Annotated in this window: 15 protein-coding genes and 1 riboswitch; of the genes, 6 read left to right on the top strand and 9 right to left on the bottom strand. The window is 71.1% G+C overall.

Translation table 11 applies throughout. The features are described 5' to 3' along the window. Window positions 1-21: 21 nt before the first annotated feature. The 3 genes from tilS to dacB all read right to left on the bottom strand — a co-directional run bounded on the left by tilS (window position 22) and on the right by dacB (window position 3,540). Window positions 22-999, bottom strand: coding sequence for a tRNA lysidine(34) synthetase TilS (gene tilS, locus ABD989_RS00290; RefSeq protein ID WP_345312008.1), 978 nt, complete (start codon window positions 997-999; stop codon window positions 22-24). Next, window positions 978-2,057, bottom strand: a complete 1,080-nt coding sequence (locus tag ABD989_RS00285; RefSeq protein WP_345312007.1) for a zinc-dependent metalloprotease — start codon at window positions 2,055-2,057, stop codon at window positions 978-980. The genes tilS and ABD989_RS00285 overlap by 22 nt, the downstream gene beginning before the upstream one ends. Window positions 2,058-2,151: 94 nt before the next feature. Then, entirely contained in the window at window positions 2,152-3,540 is a 1,389-nt protein-coding gene (gene dacB, locus ABD989_RS00280) for a D-alanyl-D-alanine carboxypeptidase/D-alanyl-D-alanine endopeptidase (protein ID WP_486327073.1), read from the bottom strand. 119 nt (window positions 3,541-3,659) lie between these two features. On the opposite strand from dacB, the gene ABD989_RS00275 reads away from it, so the two are divergent. Continuing rightward, entirely contained in the window at window positions 3,660-4,139 is a 480-nt protein-coding gene (locus ABD989_RS00275) for an inorganic diphosphatase (RefSeq protein ID WP_345312005.1), read from the top strand. A 117-nt stretch (window positions 4,140-4,256) separates the two neighbouring features. Here the strand turns inward: ABD989_RS00275 and ABD989_RS00270 are convergent, their stop codons facing one another. Next, a complete protein-coding gene (locus ABD989_RS00270) occupies window positions 4,257-5,507 on the bottom strand; it encodes an aminotransferase class V-fold PLP-dependent enzyme (protein WP_345312004.1) in 1,251 nt (416 codons plus the stop codon). 16 nt (window positions 5,508-5,523) lie between these two features. After that, a riboswitch (SAM riboswitch) is annotated at window positions 5,524-5,638 on the bottom strand. A 127-nt stretch (window positions 5,639-5,765) separates the two neighbouring features. Here ABD989_RS00270 and ABD989_RS00265 point away from each other — a divergent pair. Beyond that, complete coding sequence (locus ABD989_RS00265; RefSeq protein ID WP_345312003.1) at window positions 5,766-6,851, top strand: isochorismate synthase; 1,086 nt, start codon at window positions 5,766-5,768, stop codon at window positions 6,849-6,851. Window positions 6,852-6,875: 24 nt separating this feature from the next. Here the strand turns inward: ABD989_RS00265 and ABD989_RS00260 are convergent, their stop codons facing one another. Genes ABD989_RS00260 through ABD989_RS00250 form a run of 3 tightly spaced genes read right to left on the bottom strand, consistent with a single transcriptional unit; the run spans window position 6,876 to window position 9,027 of the window. Further along, window positions 6,876-8,075, bottom strand: a complete 1,200-nt coding sequence (locus ABD989_RS00260) for an O-succinylhomoserine sulfhydrylase (protein ID WP_345312002.1) — start codon at window positions 8,073-8,075, stop codon at window positions 6,876-6,878. 14 nt (window positions 8,076-8,089) lie between these two features. Continuing rightward, entirely contained in the window at window positions 8,090-8,503 is a 414-nt protein-coding gene (locus ABD989_RS00255) for a rhodanese-like domain-containing protein (RefSeq protein ID WP_345312001.1), read from the bottom strand. After that, window positions 8,500-9,027 (bottom strand): Rv0361 family membrane protein, encoded by a 528-nt coding sequence (locus ABD989_RS00250; RefSeq protein ID WP_345312000.1) that lies wholly within the window; start codon window positions 9,025-9,027, stop codon window positions 8,500-8,502. The genes ABD989_RS00255 and ABD989_RS00250 overlap by 4 nt, the downstream gene beginning before the upstream one ends. Window positions 9,028-9,237: 210 nt before the next feature. Between ABD989_RS00250 and ABD989_RS00245 the strand changes: the two genes are divergently transcribed. Next, the gene (locus ABD989_RS00245; RefSeq protein ID WP_345311999.1) at window positions 9,238-10,629 is read left to right on the top strand and encodes an FAD-dependent oxidoreductase; all 1,392 of its coding nucleotides are present in this window, start codon (window positions 9,238-9,240) and stop codon (window positions 10,627-10,629) included. 81 nt (window positions 10,630-10,710) lie between these two features. Here the strand turns inward: ABD989_RS00245 and ABD989_RS00240 are convergent, their stop codons facing one another. Then, window positions 10,711-11,250 carry a hypothetical protein gene (locus tag ABD989_RS00240; protein WP_345311998.1) on the bottom strand — a complete coding sequence of 180 codons (540 nt, stop codon included), beginning with the start codon at window positions 11,248-11,250 and terminating at the stop codon, window positions 10,711-10,713. 212 nt (window positions 11,251-11,462) lie between these two features. On the opposite strand from ABD989_RS00240, the gene ABD989_RS00235 reads away from it, so the two are divergent. Genes ABD989_RS00235 through ABD989_RS00225 form a run of 3 tightly spaced genes read left to right on the top strand, consistent with a single transcriptional unit; the run spans window position 11,463 to window position 14,346 of the window. Next, window positions 11,463-12,461 (top strand): FecCD family ABC transporter permease, encoded by a 999-nt coding sequence (locus ABD989_RS00235; RefSeq protein WP_345311997.1) that lies wholly within the window; start codon window positions 11,463-11,465, stop codon window positions 12,459-12,461. Beyond that, the gene (locus ABD989_RS00230; protein WP_345311996.1) at window positions 12,458-13,525 is read left to right on the top strand and encodes a FecCD family ABC transporter permease; all 1,068 of its coding nucleotides are present in this window, start codon (window positions 12,458-12,460) and stop codon (window positions 13,523-13,525) included. Before ABD989_RS00235 ends, ABD989_RS00230 begins: the two co-directional genes overlap by 4 nt. Continuing rightward, complete coding sequence (locus ABD989_RS00225) at window positions 13,522-14,346, top strand: ABC transporter ATP-binding protein (RefSeq protein ID WP_345311995.1); 825 nt, start codon at window positions 13,522-13,524, stop codon at window positions 14,344-14,346. The genes ABD989_RS00230 and ABD989_RS00225 overlap by 4 nt, the downstream gene beginning before the upstream one ends. Here ABD989_RS00225 and purT read toward each other — a convergent pair. Further along, window positions 14,295-15,899 (bottom strand): formate-dependent phosphoribosylglycinamide formyltransferase, encoded by a 1,605-nt coding sequence (gene purT, locus ABD989_RS00220; protein WP_345311994.1) that lies wholly within the window; start codon window positions 15,897-15,899, stop codon window positions 14,295-14,297. The genes ABD989_RS00225 and purT overlap by 52 nt on opposite strands. Between the last annotated feature and the right edge of the window lie 9 nt (window positions 15,900-15,908).

The raw sequence follows: 15,908 nt of genomic DNA, 5'->3' as shown, positions 1-15,908 counted from the left end.
TCGGTACCCGGGTCCCCCGGTTCAGCGCGGCCGGTGCTCGGCGCGGAGGAAGCCTGCGCTCCGAAGCACCACCAGGCGATGCTCCGCGTCCCCGCCGATCGCCACCGGCCCCTGCCCGGACCAGTCGGCGATCAGTGCCCAGACCTGCGCGACGACGGCCGCGGTGGGCTCGGTTGCGCCGACCCGCGCCAGCCAACGTCGCAGCACCCGCGTCCCGACGGCGCCGGGCAGCGCGGCCGCGGCCTCGACGACCAGCTCGACGCCGTCGCAGATCTCCGGGTAGACGCGGTCGGCCCACTCGGTCAGCGCTGCGTCGTCGGCGCGCAACTGGTCGGCGGTCCGCGCCAGAGCCTGCGCCACCCCGCCGCCCAGCGCCTCCTCGCAGCGCGGCAGCAGGTCGTGGCGCACCCGCACGCGGGCGTACCGGGGGTCGTCGTTGTGCGGGTCCTGCCACGGTTCCAGTCCCCAGTCGGCGCAGGCCTGCCGCGTCTGTGCACGGCGCACGCCGAGCAGCGGGCGCCCCCAGGGCGCCGTCCACGGGGCCATCCCGGACAGCGAGCGGGCCCCGGAACCGCGGCCCAGACCCAGCAGCACCGTCTCGGCCTGGTCGTCGAGGGTGTGCCCGAGCAGCACCGGCCGGCCGCCGCGCGCCTGCTCCAGCGCGTCGTACCGCGCCCGGCGCGCCGCCGCTTCGGGACCGCCGCCCCCGTCCGGCCGCACGGTCAGCACCCGCGCCTGGGCACCGAGTTCGACGACGGTCGCCGCCGCCCACGCCGCGGTCGCCGCCGAACCTTCTTGCAACTGATGGTCGACGACGAGCCCGGTCACCGACAGCCCGGCGCGCACCGCGGCCGCGGTCAGCGCCAGCGAGTCCGCACCGCCGGACACCGCGACGGCCACATCCGGCCCGGCCAGGTGGGCGCGTGCGAATCCGCGGACCGCCCCGATCACCTCCTGCTGGGCGCGCGAACGCCCGGTCAGAGCACCCGCGCGATCCACTGGTCCGGCTTGTCGATCTCGCCGATCAGCGGCATGGTCTCCGGCGAGGTCCACACCGTGTTGAAGGCGTCCATGCCGACCTCGGCCACCACGGCGTCGACGAAGGCCTTGCCGCGGACGTACTGCGCGATCTTGGCGTCCATGCCGATCAGCGCTCGGATGATACGTTGCAGCGGATTCTGCGGGCGCCGGCGTCGGGCGTCGAAGCCGGCCCGGATGTCGGCGACCGTCGGCACCAACGCCGGGCCCACCGCGTCCATCACGTGATCGGCGTGCCCCTCGAGGAGGGTGCCGAGGACCAGCACGCGGTCCATGGCGTCGCGCTGCTCGGGCGCCTGCATCAGCTGCATCACGCCGAGCACGCCCTTCTCCCGGCTGCGGCCGCTGCGCACCGACTCGTTGATACGGGTGATCATGTCCAGCGTCGACTCCCCCGCATCATCGGTGAGCGTCGCGACGTTCTCCTGCATGTAGCCGGCCAGCCACGGGTTGGCCGAGAACTGCACACGGTGGGTCACCTCGTGCAGGCAGACCCAGAGGCGGAAGTCCGACGGCACCGCGCGGAGCTGTCGTTCCGCGGCGAGGATGTTGGGCGCCACCAGCAGCAGCCGCCCGGCCTCGCCGGTCTCGTCGTCGATCGAGAACGGGTCGTATTGGCCGAGGATCGCGCCGGAGAGGAAGGCCAGCAACCCGCCGGCCTGCGCTCCGGCCACCTTGCCGAGCGTGTTCTGCACCAGTCCGGGGTTCTCGCCGACGGCCGACTCGCCGCCGAACATCGCCGGCATGGACAGCGCCGCCGCGTCGATCCAGCCGGCGCGGTCGAGGATGCGCGCGGTCGGGACCTGCAGTCCGTCGGCCAGGCCGGTCACCTCGCGGACCGGCGCTTCGGCGCGCACCGAGGCGTCGGCGAGCTCGGCGTGGATCTGGTCCATCGTGTAGCGCGTGACGCGCGGACCGGGCCGGGCCACCTTGCGGCCGAGCGACGCGGCCAGGCCCCAGTCGATGTTGGGTGCCTGCGCCGCTTCCGGAGCATCGTCCTCGATCTGGGTCTCAGTCACCGCGTCAGCACTCCTCGTCGATGGGTCCGGCAGGGTCGATGGGTCCGGCAGGGTCGATGGGTCCGGCAGGTCTGTGGTGGTCGGGCTCTCGGCGTCAGCCACGGCAACCGCACTCCCGGAGCGCGCCGGCCAGCGCGTCCAGTGCGGGTCGCGCGTCCGCCGGCGAGGTGCCGCCGGACATGAATGCGAAGGCCAGCACCCGCCCGTCCACGGTCTGCACGATGCCGGTCAGCGAACTGACTCCGGTCAGGGTGCCGGTCTTGGCCCGCACCCAGCCCGCACCGGGGTTGGTCTTCGGATCGAAACGATCGGTCAGGGTTCCGGTGCCTGCGGCCACCGGGAAGGTGTCCAGGAGCGGGCGCAGCTTCGGCTGCTTGTCGCCGGCCGCCGCCGACACCAGCTCGTCGAGCAGCCGGGCGGGCACCTTGTCCGCGGCCGACAGCCCGGAGGCGTCCCGCAGGACCACGCCGCCGACGTCGAATCCGTTGGACCGCAGCACCTGCACCACGGCGTCCGCTCCGCCGGCGATGCTCGGCGGGCCGCCCATCGCCACCGACAGCTCCACGGCGAGGGTCTCGGCGAGCACGTTGTCGCTCAGCCGCATCATGTCGCCGACGCGGGCGCTCAGCGGCGCCGACTGGACCGAGGCCAGCACCTTCGCCGTCGACGCCGGTTCCGCCTCGGCGACCGGACCGGGCAGACCGAGCGCATCCGCCAAGGCCCGCCCGGCGTCGAGCGGGCCGGTGTCCGACCGCGGCGAGTACTCGTCCATCGGGTCCTTGCGCGCGCCGTCGATCATCAGCGAGGTGATCGGTGCGATGTCGCCGCCTTCGATGTCGGCGTCGTCCCAGGTCCGTTCCATCGCGGGTCCGGTGACCGAGGTGGGCGCCACCGCGACCGACGTGATCTCGATGCCGGAGCGCTGGAGCTGGGCGGCGAGGTCGGCGATGCGCGGCGCATCGGTGTAGTAGGTGTCCGAGCCTTCGGCCTGCCCGGACAGTGTCGGATCGACGGCGCCGACCAGGATCACCTGGCCGTCCTCACCGGCCACCACTTCCGTGGTGAGGCGGGCGTCGTGGTCCAACTGCAGCAGCGCCGCGGCCGCGGTGAGGATCTTGGCGTTGGAGGCCGGCGTGCGCGGCTCGTCGGGCGACTGCGTCCACAGCGTCTGGCCGGTCAGCGGGTCGGAGACCATGCCGGTGAGCTTGCCGAGGTCACGATCCTTGAGCCCGGCGCGCAGCTGCGCCGCCACGCCGCGGGCGGTGGGCGCGGGCGCCGACGGATCCACCGGCAGGATGCTCGGATCCACGGTCGCCGCGGCCGGCTGGGCGGGGGTACCGACCGGCACCGGCTCGGGCCGCAGGTAGTACCAGTTGTAGGCGAGGAAGCCGCCGACCGCGAGCGCCGCCACCAGCAGGACGCTCAGTGCGGTCAGCAATACCGACCGCCACCGACGTCGGCCGATCTTCGTCGCCACAGGAATCCCTTCGGGCTCTTCGCTACCCGCGCGCCACAACTTCTGGGCTGCCCGCGTGGGCCTGACTGTTCCCACAGTATCCTTGACCCCTGATCGTCCCCCGCAGACCAGAGGAGTGAGAACGTATGGAGTTCGAGGTCACCGTAGAAATCCCCAAGGGCGCCCGTAACAAGTACGAGGTCGACCATGAGACGGGGAAGGTGTACCTCGACCGGTACCTCTACACCTCGATGGGCTACCCCGCCGATTACGGCTACATCGACCACACCCTCGGTGAGGACGGCGATCCGTTGGATGCGATGGTGCTGCTCACCGAATCGGTGTTCCCGGGCGTGATCGTCCGCTCCCGCATCGTCGGCATGTACACCATGACCGACGAGGCCGGCGGCGACGACAAGCTGCTCGCCGTGCCGGCCGGCGATCCTCGCTGGGATCACATCCAGGACATCGGCGACGTCGACGATTTCGAATTGGGCGCCATCGCGCACTTCTTCGAGCACTACAAGGACCTCGAGCCGGGCAAGGAAGTCACCCCCGGCGGCTGGGTCGGCAAGGACGAGGCCATCAAGGTGGCGCAGGCCGCGGTGGATCGCTACCAGCCCTGATCTGACTCACTGAAGCCGAATCGGCACCCGGACGCCTGCGCGTTCGGGTGCCGTTTTTCCGTCGATCCCACGTCGAGCGCTCGACCCACCCCTCAAAGGTCGAGCGCTCGATCGCCGTCAGGCGGTCAGCTCGGCCAAGGCGGCGAGCAGACGATCGACGTCCTCGGAACCGGTGCCGAGGCCGAAACTGACGCGCACCGCCCCCTCCGGGTAGCCGAGGCGGGTGAGCAGCGGGTGCGCACAGAACTTGCCGTCGCGCACCCCGATGCCGTGGTGGTTGCTCAGGTATTCGGCCACCTCGCGGGCGGCGAAGCCGTCGACGACGAAGCCGGCGATACCGACGCGGTCCTCGACGTCGTCGAAGATCTGCAGCGGTGTCACCGCGTCGAGCGCGGCCAGGCCCTCGTCGAGGCGGGTGAGCAGGTCGCGTTCGTGGTACCCGATCAGCTCGAAGCCGAGGTTCTTGATGGTGTCGGCGGCCGCGGCGATCGCCACCGCGCCCAGCACGTTGGGGCTGCCGGCCTCGTGGCGGGCGGCACCGGTGTGCCAGTCGGTACCCGCGTCCAGGTCGACGTGCGCGGTGGCACCGCCGCCGGCCAGGTAGGGCGCGGCGTCGTCGAGCCAGTCCGACCGGCCGATCAGCACCCCGGCCCCGAACGGCGCGTACACCTTGTGGCCGGAGAAGACCAGGTAGTCGACGCCGTAGCTGGCCAACGACACCGGCCGGTGCGCCACCAGCTGGGCCCCGTCGATCAGAATGCGTGCGCCGTGGCGGTGCGCCAGCGCGGTGAGGGTGCGGATCGGCAGCACCTCACCGGTGACGTTCGACGCCGCGGTCACCGCCAGCAGCGCGGCCGGCTTGCGAGACAGTTCCGCGTCGAGCGCCGCCAGGGTGTCGGCGAAGGTCGGCTGCGCGGTCACCACACGCGCCCGCCCGGTCCGCTGCCACGGCAGCAGGTTGGCGTGGTGCTCGATGTCCAGGACCACCACGTCGCCGGGCACCGCATGTGCGGCCAGGTTGATCGCGTCGGTGGTGTTGCGCGTGAAGACCACGGTGTCGTCGGCACGGCCGCCGACGAAGCTGCGGACCGTTTCGCGGGCCTGCTCGTACCGGGCGGTGGTGACCTGCGACAGGTGACCGGCGCCGCGGTGCACGCTCGCGTACTGGCCGAGCGCCTCGGTGAAGACCGCGGCGACCTCGGTCAACGCCGGGGCGCTGGCCGCGTAGTCGAAGTTGGCGTACCGGACGGCGGTCCCGTCGACGGTGGGCACGGTCTGCTCGGCACCGACCACTTCGGCCAGCGCGGTGACGCCGGCTCCGGCGAACGAATCGGTGAGGTAGGCGGGGGCGTCCAGCACAGCGGTCATGACAAAGCTCCTAGCGAATCCGCGCTTGCCGCGACCAGTCGGCCGACAGCCGGGTCGTCACCGGGAGCACCCCACCGCGGTGGAGGGTTGCCGATCAGCCAGCCCGGGCTTAGACGCTGATACTCGTGACCCGCTGACTACTGTGCCGAATCGGCGACGCTCCCGCGACGGTTAGGAGCGCGGTGAGTTTAACTAGCCTGACCTGCCCTTTCGCGACTGTGACGCAGGTCGCGGACCGGCGGGCAGTAGCGTGGACCCGTGCCGCAGCCCAGTTTCGTCCTCGCCCGCGACGGGCACGGTTGTCGCGGTGAGGGCGTCACCGCCGGCTTCGACGCGGTGGCCCCGGCGCGGGCCGCGTTGGCCGCCGGATCCGCCCCCGTGGTGACCGGTGCCCTCGGTTTCGACACGGCCGCCGCGGCCGCTCTCACCGTTCCCGAACGATGGTCCCACTCGGCGCCGCTGCGGGCGCATCCGCCCCGACCCGCGCGCCTCCTCGCCGAAACCCTCACCCCCGCGGCCGAGCACGCCGCGCGGGTGCGCGCAGCACTGGCCGCCATCGACGCGGGCACCGTGGCGAAGGTGGTGTTGGCCCGACAAGCGGAGTGGACGCTGGAGTCGGCCGTCGCGCCCACCGATCTGCTGGCCGCCTTCGCCCACATCGGGCCCGGCGCGGCGATCTTCGGCGCCACCCTCGACGCCGCCCCCGGCCACGCCGGACAGTGGCTGCTCGGCGCGAGCCCGGAACTCCTGGTCCGCCGCGCAGGCCGCACCGTCACGTGCCACCCGTACGCCGGATCCGCGCCCCGTCAGGCCGACCCGGTCGCCGACCAGGCCGCGGCACAGCAGCTTCTGCAGTCGAGCAAGGACCTCGCCGAGCACGCCTTCGTGGTCGCCGATCTGCGCACCCGACTGGCCCCGCTCTGCGTGGAAGTCGACGTGCCCGCCCGTCCGGTCCTGATGTCGACGGGCGAGATGTGGCACCTGGCCACGCCGATCCGCGGCCGGCTGGCCGACGACACGGTCACCGCACTGGATCTGGCTGCGCTGCTGAGCCCCACGCCGGCGGTGGGCGGCACCCCGACCGACGCGGCGACCGCGCTGATCACCGAACTCGAAGGTCCCCGCGAGTTCTACGCGGGCACGGTCGGCTGGTGCGATGCCGCGGGCGACGGAGAATGGCTGGTGTCCATCCGCTGCCTGGAGCTCGGTGCCGACCACCGCACGGTCCGCGCCTGGGCGGGCGGCGGCATCGTCGCCGACTCCGATCCGGACGCGGAGGTGGCCGAGACGACGGCCAAGTTCCGCACCGCGCGCCGAGCCCTGGGGCTCGACCCGATCGCTTAGGCGCGGGCCGCCGCGGCGGCGGACCTACCCGAGCGCCTGATCCAGGTCGCGGATCAGGTCGTCGACGTTCTCCAGGCCCACCGACAGGCGCACCATGGCGTCGGTGAGGCCGATGGCCGCACGACCGTCCGGCCCCATCGCGCGGTGCGTGGTGGTCGCCGGGTGGGTGATCAGGCTCTTCGCGTCGCCGAGGTTGTTGGAGATGTCGATGATCGCCAGGCCGTCGAGCACCTCGAAGGCACGTTCCTTCGCCGACTTCCCGGGCCGCTCGGCCAATTCGAACGTGATCACGGTGCCGCCGCCGGACATCTGCGACCGCGCCAGCTCGTACTGCGGGTGCGACGGCAGGAACGGGTACAGCGTGGTGGCCACGCGCGGATCGACGTCGAGGAACTCGGCGATCGCCAGCGCACTGGCGACCGACTGGTCCAGCCGCAGCTTCATGGTCTCCAGGCCCTTGAGCATCACCCAGGCGTTGAACGGGCTCAGCGCCGGACCGGTGTGCCGCATCAGCGCGCGCACCGGGCCGTCGATGAATTCGCTGGTACCGAGCACCGCGCCGCCCATCACGCGGCCCTGCCCGTCGATGTGCTTGGTGCCCGAGTACACGATCACGTCGGCGCCCATCTCCGGGCCGCGCTGCAGCAGCGGCGTCGCGAAGACGTTGTCGAGGACCACCTGCGCACCGGCGGCGTGCGCCAGGTCGGCCACGGCGCGGACGTCCACCAGGGTCTGCATCGGGTTCGACGGCGTCTCGAAGAACACCGCGTCGGTCGGCACCGAGAGCGCCTGCTCCCACTGCGCGAGGTCTTCGCCGTCGACGAAGACGGTCTCCACGCCCCACGACGGGAGGATCTCGTTGCACACCACGAAGCACGAGCCGAACAGACTGCGGGCGGCCACCAGGCGGCTGCCCTTCTTCAGCAGCGCGCCGAGCGCCACGAAGACCGCCGCCATGCCGCTGGCGGTCGCGAAGCCCGCTTCGGTCCCCTCGATCTGCCGGAGCCGCTCGGTGAACATCTCCACCGTCGGGTTGCCGTACCGCGAGTAGACGAACCGCTTGTCCTCACCGGTGAAGGCGCGTTCGGCGGCCGCGGCCGAGTCGTAGACGTAGCCGCTGTTGAGGAAGAGCGCCTCCGAGGTCTCGAAGAACCCCGACCGCATGGTTCCCCCGCGGACCGCCACGGTTTCGGGCGATACCCATTCAGGCAGGTCACGGCTCATCAATGTCCCCTTTTCTACTGCTGACGCCAGGGCAGGCCGACAGCGCGCCAACCGGTGGATCCACGGTGGCCGGCTTCGTCCAGCGCGCCTTCGAACCCGTCCAGAATGTTGTACGCCCCCGCGATTCCGTCCGCGGTGGCGGCCTCGGCGGCGCTGATCGAGCGGGCGCCCGAGCGGCACAGCAGCAGCAGTTCGGCGTCGTCGGCCACGCCGGCCGCCCGCAGCTGCTCCACGAAGCGGGTGTTCGGCGTCCCACCCGGGAAACCGATCCATTCGATGAGGACGGCCTGCTTGCCGATTCCGCTCAGGTCCGGAACCCCGACGAAGGACCATTCGGCTTCGGTGCGGCAGTCCACCAGGACGGCTTTCGGGTTGTTCTGCAGGCGCTCCCAGGCTTCCTGCGGGGTCACGTCACCGGCGTAGCTCATGCGTTGCACACCTTCCATTCGTCGCCCTGGCGGATCACCGTCAGGTCGGTCGTCTGCTTCTCGTCGGGCGTGTCCTCGCGGTGCCAGTTCACCTGGACCGCGGCCACGTCGCCCTGCATCTCCACCGCCATGTCCGGGATCACGATCTGGCCGTGCTCGTCCCGCGCCTTGCGGTTCTCATCGGCGAACTCCGCATCGGTCGGGAAGTCGGCGGCCTGCCGATCGGCCTCGCAGTGGGCATCGCGGTACTGCTCGTAGTTCAGCGAGTTGCGCGCGGTGAACGCGTCGTTCACCGTGTGCTGCACCTGCGCCGAATCACTGAGCCGCTCCGCGGGCGGGTCGATCAGCGCCACCCCGGCGATCACGGCGATCAGGAGCACCACGAAACCGAGGGCCACCATGAAGGGCCAGCGACTGCGTCCCGGATCGTCCGAACCGAACTCCTCGGCCATGGCTTCGGGGTAGCCGTCCGGGGTGCGCTTGGAGTTCGGATAGTCGGCGCCGCCGGGGCTCTGGTCGCTCATGAGGGCCGATTCTATCGGCCCGCCCCGTTCCGGACCCGCCCCGGTCTCCGGCACGGGACGCGCCATTAGCCGATCATCGCCTCCCGAGTCAAGGGTTTGCCGCAGTTTCGGTATTAGTGAGGGCAGCCTCAGTGGAAATTTTGGTGCTGACTCACCAGCGCATACCGTGGAAGTACCACACGTTCTTTCAGCTGAGGAAGCGACTGACCAATGAGTGAGAACAGCCGCCCGCTGCGCGTAGCGATCGTCGGAGCCGGCCCCGCCGGGATCTACTGTGCCGACGCGCTGATGAAGTCGGACACGGCCGCCGCCCGCGGGGTCAGCATCGACCTGTACGAGCGCATGCCGGCCCCGTTCGGCCTGATCCGATACGGCGTCGCGCCCGACCATCCCCGCATCAAGGGCATCATCACCGCGCTGCACAAGGTGCTCGACAAGCCGCAGGTTCGCCTGCTCGGCAACATCGACTACGGCACCGACATCACGCTGGCCGATCTGAAGACCCACTACGACGCGATCGTCTTCTCCACCGGGGCGACCGACGACCGGGAACTCAAGATCCCGGGCGTCGACCTGGACGGCAGCTACGGCGCCGCCGAGTTCGTCGCCTGGTACGACGGCCACCCGGACTTCCCGCGCGAATGGCCGCTGGAAGCGGAGAAGGTCGCCGTGATCGGTGTCGGCAACGTCGCGCTCGACGTGGCCCGCGTGCTCGCCAAGACCGGCGACGAACTGCTCCCCACCGAGATCCCGGACAACGTCTACCAGGGCTTGAAGGCCAACAAGGCCGTCGAGGTGCACGTCTTCGGTCGACGCGGCCCCGCCCAGGCGAAGTTCACGCCGCTCGAGCTCAAGGAGCTCGACCACTCGCCGAACATCGAGGTGGTGGTGAACCCGGAGGACATCGAGTACGACGAGGGTTCCGCCGTGGCCCGTCGCGCCTCCAAGATCACCGACCAGGTGGCGACGATCATCGAGAACTACGCCATCCACGAGCCCAAGCAGGGCGCGATCCACAAGCTCTTCCTGCACTTCTTCGAGAGCCCGGTGGAGATCCTCGGCGAGGACGGCAAGGTCGTGGGCCTGCGCACCGAGCGCACCGAGCTCGACGGCACCGGCAACGTCAAGGGCACCGGCCGCACCACCGACTGGGACCTGGGCGCGGTGTACCGCGCCGTCGGCTACCTCTCGGACAACCTGCCGGAGATCCCGTTCGACTCGCAGGCCGGCGTGATCCCCAACGAAGCGGGCCGCGTCTTCGACGAGGGCAAGCACGTGACCGGGCTCTACACCACCGGGTGGATCAAGCGCGGACCCGTCGGCCTGATCGGCCACACCAAGGGCGACGCCAACGAGACCGTCGAATGCCTGGTGGAGGACATGGTGAACGGCGCGCTCAACGAGCCGACCACGCCCGGCGAGGACGCCGTGATCGACCTGCTGGAGAGCCGTCAGGTCCCGTACACCACCTGGGACGGCTGGTACCGCCTGGACGAGTACGAGCGCGGTCTCGGCGCCGCCGAGGGCCGCGACCGTAAGAAGGTCGTCGAGCGTCACGAGATGCTCGCCGCCTCCGAGCCCGGCAAGGTCGCCAAGAGCTAGCGACCGGCACCCGCACAAACGCCGGCGGCCCGCTCCTTTCGGGGCGGGCCGCTGGTCTGCGTCCGGGAGATCCGGGTGGGGTCAGTTGACGCCGGGGATCTGCGGTGCGCGGGGGTCGTCGATGCCGCCGCCGGACAGCTGGGTCGGCGCGGTGTTGCTGTCGGGCTTCTTCTCACCGCGCGGGACCTCACGCAGGTTCCACCAGAATCCGGCGTTGTCGAGCAGGTTCTCCTGGTAGTCCGAGATCGCGTAGCCGGCGATCGACGACGGGAAGCAGCCCGGCCAGACGGTCTTGATCTCGAGGGTGCGAGGCACCTTCTTGTCGCCGATCTTGCCGGTCGAGGAGAGCCAGGGCGCGAACTTCTTCGGGCCGTTGATCTCCTGGAGCGTGACGTTCTTGAAGTTGCCGGCGTCGGCGGTCACCCGAAGGACGCGGGTCATGTTCCAGATGCCGGCGGTCCACGGCTGCCCCGGCTGCATGCCGAAGTTACAGGTCACGGCGCCGCTGACGCGAAGGTTCGGCACAGCAGCTTCGGCGGGGGCTGCAGCCATGAGGGTGCTGGCGCCGATGGAGCCGGCTGCGGTCACCGCAATGGCCGCGCGAGTGAGAAGCTTCTTCATGTTCATGCCCTTCGTTCCGTATGTCTCAGTCAGTCAGAGGTGTTCCAACGATGCGAGTTCGGCAGCCTTCGAGTGCGACGGCCCCCGCATCCTGCGTAACAGGGATCAGTTCCTATTCACAAGGACTTATCGGCCTCTGTGCCGTGAAACGTTACGGGTGAGGTCACCACCGGGTAACCTCGGGACGAGCTAGTTAGGTAAGGTTACCCTTCATGACAAGGGTGAGCGGGGCGCTGCTTCTCGGTGTACTGCTCACCGGATTATGCGTGGTGTCGGTGGCGGTCGGATCCGGGTTGGGGCCGCACGATCTGGGCTACGGCACCGTCGTCGACGGCCTCTTCCATCGCGACAGGGTCGACGGCGAGATCGCGAAATTGATCGATGGTCGGCTCACCCGCACGGCCCTCGGACTGCTCGCCGGTGCAGCGCTGGGCGCCGCGGGCGCACTGACCCAGGGGCACATTCGCAACCCGCTCGCCGATCCCGGGCTCCTCGGCATCAATGCGGGCGCAGCGTGCGCGGTGGTGATCGGAGTCTTCGTCTTCGGCACCACCGGCACGGTATCCACCGCCGCGGCCGCCCTGATCGGTGCGGGCCTGGCGTCGGTCGCGGTCTTCGCGCTGGCCAATGTGTCCGGTGCGACGCCGCTGACCCTGGTGCTCGCTGGCGCCGGACTGACCGCGTTCCTGATGGCGGTGACGTCCGCGATCGTGCTGTCCGACGGCGCCACGCTCGACGCCTGGCGCACGTGGAACGTCGGCGCGCTCGGCGGTCGCGGCGCCGACGTCCTCGCGACCGTCGCACCTCTCGTCCTCGTCGGCCTCTTCGCAGCGCTGGCCGGCGGCTGGTTCCTCAATCTCCTCAGCCTGGGCGATGACATGGCCACCGCGCTCGGCGGACGGGTCCGGCTGATCCGGCTCTCCGGCGTCGCCACCATCACCCTGTTGGCCGGTGCGGCCACCGCTGCGTGCGGGCCCATCGCCTTCCTCGGTCTGGTGGTCCCCCACCTCGCACGGGCCATCACCGGCCCCGACTATCGCTGGGTGGTGCCCTTCTCGGCGTTGCTCGGCGCCGCCCTGCTGGTCGGCTGCGACGTGCTGGGCCGCGTCGTCGCCCGTCCCGGCGAAGTGCCTGCCGGGGTGATGCTGGCCCTGGTCGGCGGCCCGGCCTTGATCCTGATGGTGCGCCGCCGGAGGTTGCCTGCCGTATGAGTACCACTCCCCTGGATCGACGCCCGACCATCGCCGTCGGGCCCGCGACGTGGCCGGTGAACCGCCGCCTGCTGCTGATCGGCGTCGCCGCGTCCGCGGTGGCGGCGGTCGCCTTCCTGGTCAGCGTCGCGATCGGCTTCACCACGCCGGTCGACGTAGCCCGCATCCTGCTCGGCGGCGGCACCCGCGCGGAGAACGTGGTGGTCTTCGACGACGCCCTCCCCCGCGCACTGATCGCCGGGCTGGTCGGCTTCGGGCTGGGCCTGGCCGGGTCGTTGACCCAGCTCATCACCCGCAACCCGCTGGCCACGCCGGACCTCCTCGGCATCACCGCCGGCGCGAGCATCGGCGCGGTCGCCGCCATCACCCTGGGCGCCGCCGGGGACGCGTGGCTGAGCGATCTCGGCGTCCCGGTCGCCGCGCTGCTCGGCGGGCTGATCGCTGCCGCGGCGATGTACGCGTTGTCGTTCCGGCGCGGCAGCGAGTTGAGCATGAGCACCCTGCGGTTGATCCTCGTCGGCGTCGGCCTGACCGCGATGCTGCAGGCCCTCGTCGGCTTCCTACTGGCCCGCGCCCAGGAGTGGGACGCGGCCCGCGCCCAGCGCTGGATCGTCGGTTCGGTGTCGTACGGCAGCTGGCAGGTGGTGCCCGCCGCGCTCGTCGCCGTGGTGATCGGCACCGGCTGGTCGATCATCGTTGCTCGCGACCTGCGCACGCTCGGCCTCGGCGTCGACACCGCCCGCGGCCTCGGCGTGCGCGGGGGTCCGGCGATCGCCGGCACCCTCGTGGTCGCGGTGATCGTCGCCGCGCTGTCCGTGTCGGCAGCCGGTCCGATCGCGTTCGTCGGCCTGCTCGCACCCCAGATCGCCCTGCGCTTGGCGCGTTCGGGCACCCCGCCGCCGATCACGTCCGGCCTCCTCGGCGCCGTCCTCGTGCTTCTCGCCGACGTCCTCACCCGCACCGCGCTGCCCGACGGCCTGCCCGTCGGCGTGGTCACCGCGGCCGTCGGCGGCCCCTTCCTGATCTACCTGATGATCACCACCGCTCGAAAGGCCACCGCATGACTCGTTTACGCGCCGACGACCTGTCCGTGGGCTACGACGGCCGGCTCATCATCGACCGCCAGGATTTCGCGGTCCCCGACGATGCGATCACCACGATCATCGGGCCCAACGGCTGCGGGAAGTCGACCATGCTCCGAGCCCTCGCGCGGCTGCTGCCGGCCCGCACCGGGACCGTGACGCTCGACGGCCACGACATCCGTTCGCTGCGGCCCCGGACCGTGGCCCAGACCCTGGGGCTGCTGCCGCAGCAGCCGGTGGCACCGGAAGGCGTGCTCGTCGCCGACCTGGTGGCGCGGGGCCGCCATCCGCATCAGTCCTGGTATCGCCAATGGAGCAGCGACGACGCGGCCGCCGTCGACCGCGCGATGGCGATGACGCACACCGCCGAGCTCTCCGACCGCCCGATCGAAGCACTGTCCGGCGGTCAACGGCAGCGGGTGTGGATCGCCCTCACCCTCGCGCAGGAGACCGATCTCCTGCTGCTCGACGAACCGACCACCTATCTCGACCTCGCCCATTCGGTGGAGGTGCTCGACCTGGTCCACGCCCTCAAACACGAGCACGGCAAGACCGTGGTGATGGTGCTGCACGACCTCAATCTCGCCGCCCGGTACAGTGACTGGATCGTGGTGATGGCCGACGGCGCGGTGATCGCGCAGGGCGCACCGCGCGAGATCCTCACCCCCGAGCTGCTGCTCGAGGCCTTCGGACTGGCCGCGCTGGTGGTGACCGATCCGGTCTCCGGTGGCCCGCTGGTGGTGCCGATCGGTCAGGAACGCGGCGGGTGCGGACCGGGCGGGGGCGGGCCGGCGGGGCGCTGACCGCCGGGGCCGGCCGGACCGGGCATGCCGCGCGGCGGACGCGGACCACCCGGCGGGGGTCCCTGCGGCGGGAACGGCGGCCGACGGCCCGGCTGGGGCTGAGTCACTCCCGGCTGGGTCACTCCCGGGGACGGGAACGGCGGACGGCCCTGCGGCGGCACCGGCGGACGCACCACGGGAGCACCGATCACGGTCTGCTCGGGCGCAGACGGGGTCGGGGCAGACGGGGTCGGGGCCGCCGGGGTCGCGGCGGCCGGAATCGGATCGTCGGCGGCCAGCGGGATCACGAGGTCGGCGGCGTGGGTGGCGCGTCGTCGTGCCTGGTCGGTGTCGACGCCGGTCGCGACGGCCACGCCCATGCGCCGCTTGGCGAAGCTCTCCGGCTTGCCGAACAGCCGCAGGTCCACCTGCGGGTCGGCGAGCGCCTGCGCCACCCCGGCGAACCGGATCGCCTCTTCGTCGTGCCGACCGTAGATCACCGCGGAAGCGCCCGGCGAGCGCAGCTCGGTGGTCACCGGGAGGCCGAGGACCGCGCGCGCATGCAGTTCGAACTCGGACAGCCGCTGGGTCGCCAGCGTTACCAGCCCGGTGTCGTGCGGGCGGGGGCTGACCTCGGAGAAGAACACCTCGTCGCCCTTGATGAACAGTTCCACGCCGAAGACGCCGCGACCGCTGAACCGCTGATCGGCCGCGCCCATCGCCGAGACCACGCGGGCCGCGATCGACCGGGCCGCGCCGTACGCGATCTCGCTCATCGGCTGCGGCTGCCAGCTCTCCACGTAGTCGCCGTCGCTCTGCCGGTGGCCGATCGGCTCGCAGAAGTAGGTCGCCAACTCGCCGGTGGCCGGATCCACGGCCCGCACCGTCAGGAGCGTCACCTCGTAGTCGAAGTCGACGAATCGCTCGACGATGACGCGTTTGCTGCTGACCCGACCGCCGGTCATGGCGATCTCCCACGCCGAGTCGACATCGGCCTCGCTGCGCATCACCGATTGGCCCTTGCCCGACGACGACATCACCGGCTTCACCACGCACGGATAGCCCACCCGGTAGGCGCCCGCGCGCAGTTCCTCGACCGTGTCGGCGAACAGGTACGCCGAGGTCGGCAGGCCCAGCTCCTCGTCGGCCATCCGGCGGATGCCTTCGCGGTCCAGGGTCAGCGAGACGCCCTTGGCGCTGGGAATCACCTCGGCCAGCCCCTCGGCTTCGACCGCGACCAGCGCGTCGGTGGCGATGGCCTCGATCTCCGGCAGCACGTAGCGGGGCCGGTGCTTGTCGATCACGGCGCGCACCGCGAGCGGATCCATCATGTCGATCACCTCGGCGGTGTGCGCCACCTGGTGCGCGGGCGCGCCCGCGTACCGATCGACGGCGATCACCTCCACGCCGAGTCGTTGCAGCGCGATGGTGACCTCTTTGCCGAGTTCACCGGACCCGAGCAGCATCACTTTCACCGCATTGGGCGAGCAGGGGGTGCCGAATACTTCGGCGGGACCGAACGGGCCGAGGTCCGCGGCGGGTGCGGCGGCGTCGGATTCCTGGGGCGACGTCATGCCCCGCAG

Source organism: Gordonia alkaliphila (assembly GCF_039542465.1).
Lineage (GTDB): Bacteria > Actinomycetota > Actinomycetes > Mycobacteriales > Mycobacteriaceae > Gordonia > Gordonia alkaliphila.
Note: the sequence above shows the minus strand (reverse complement) of the source record. Positions and strands in the feature narration are given on the sequence as shown.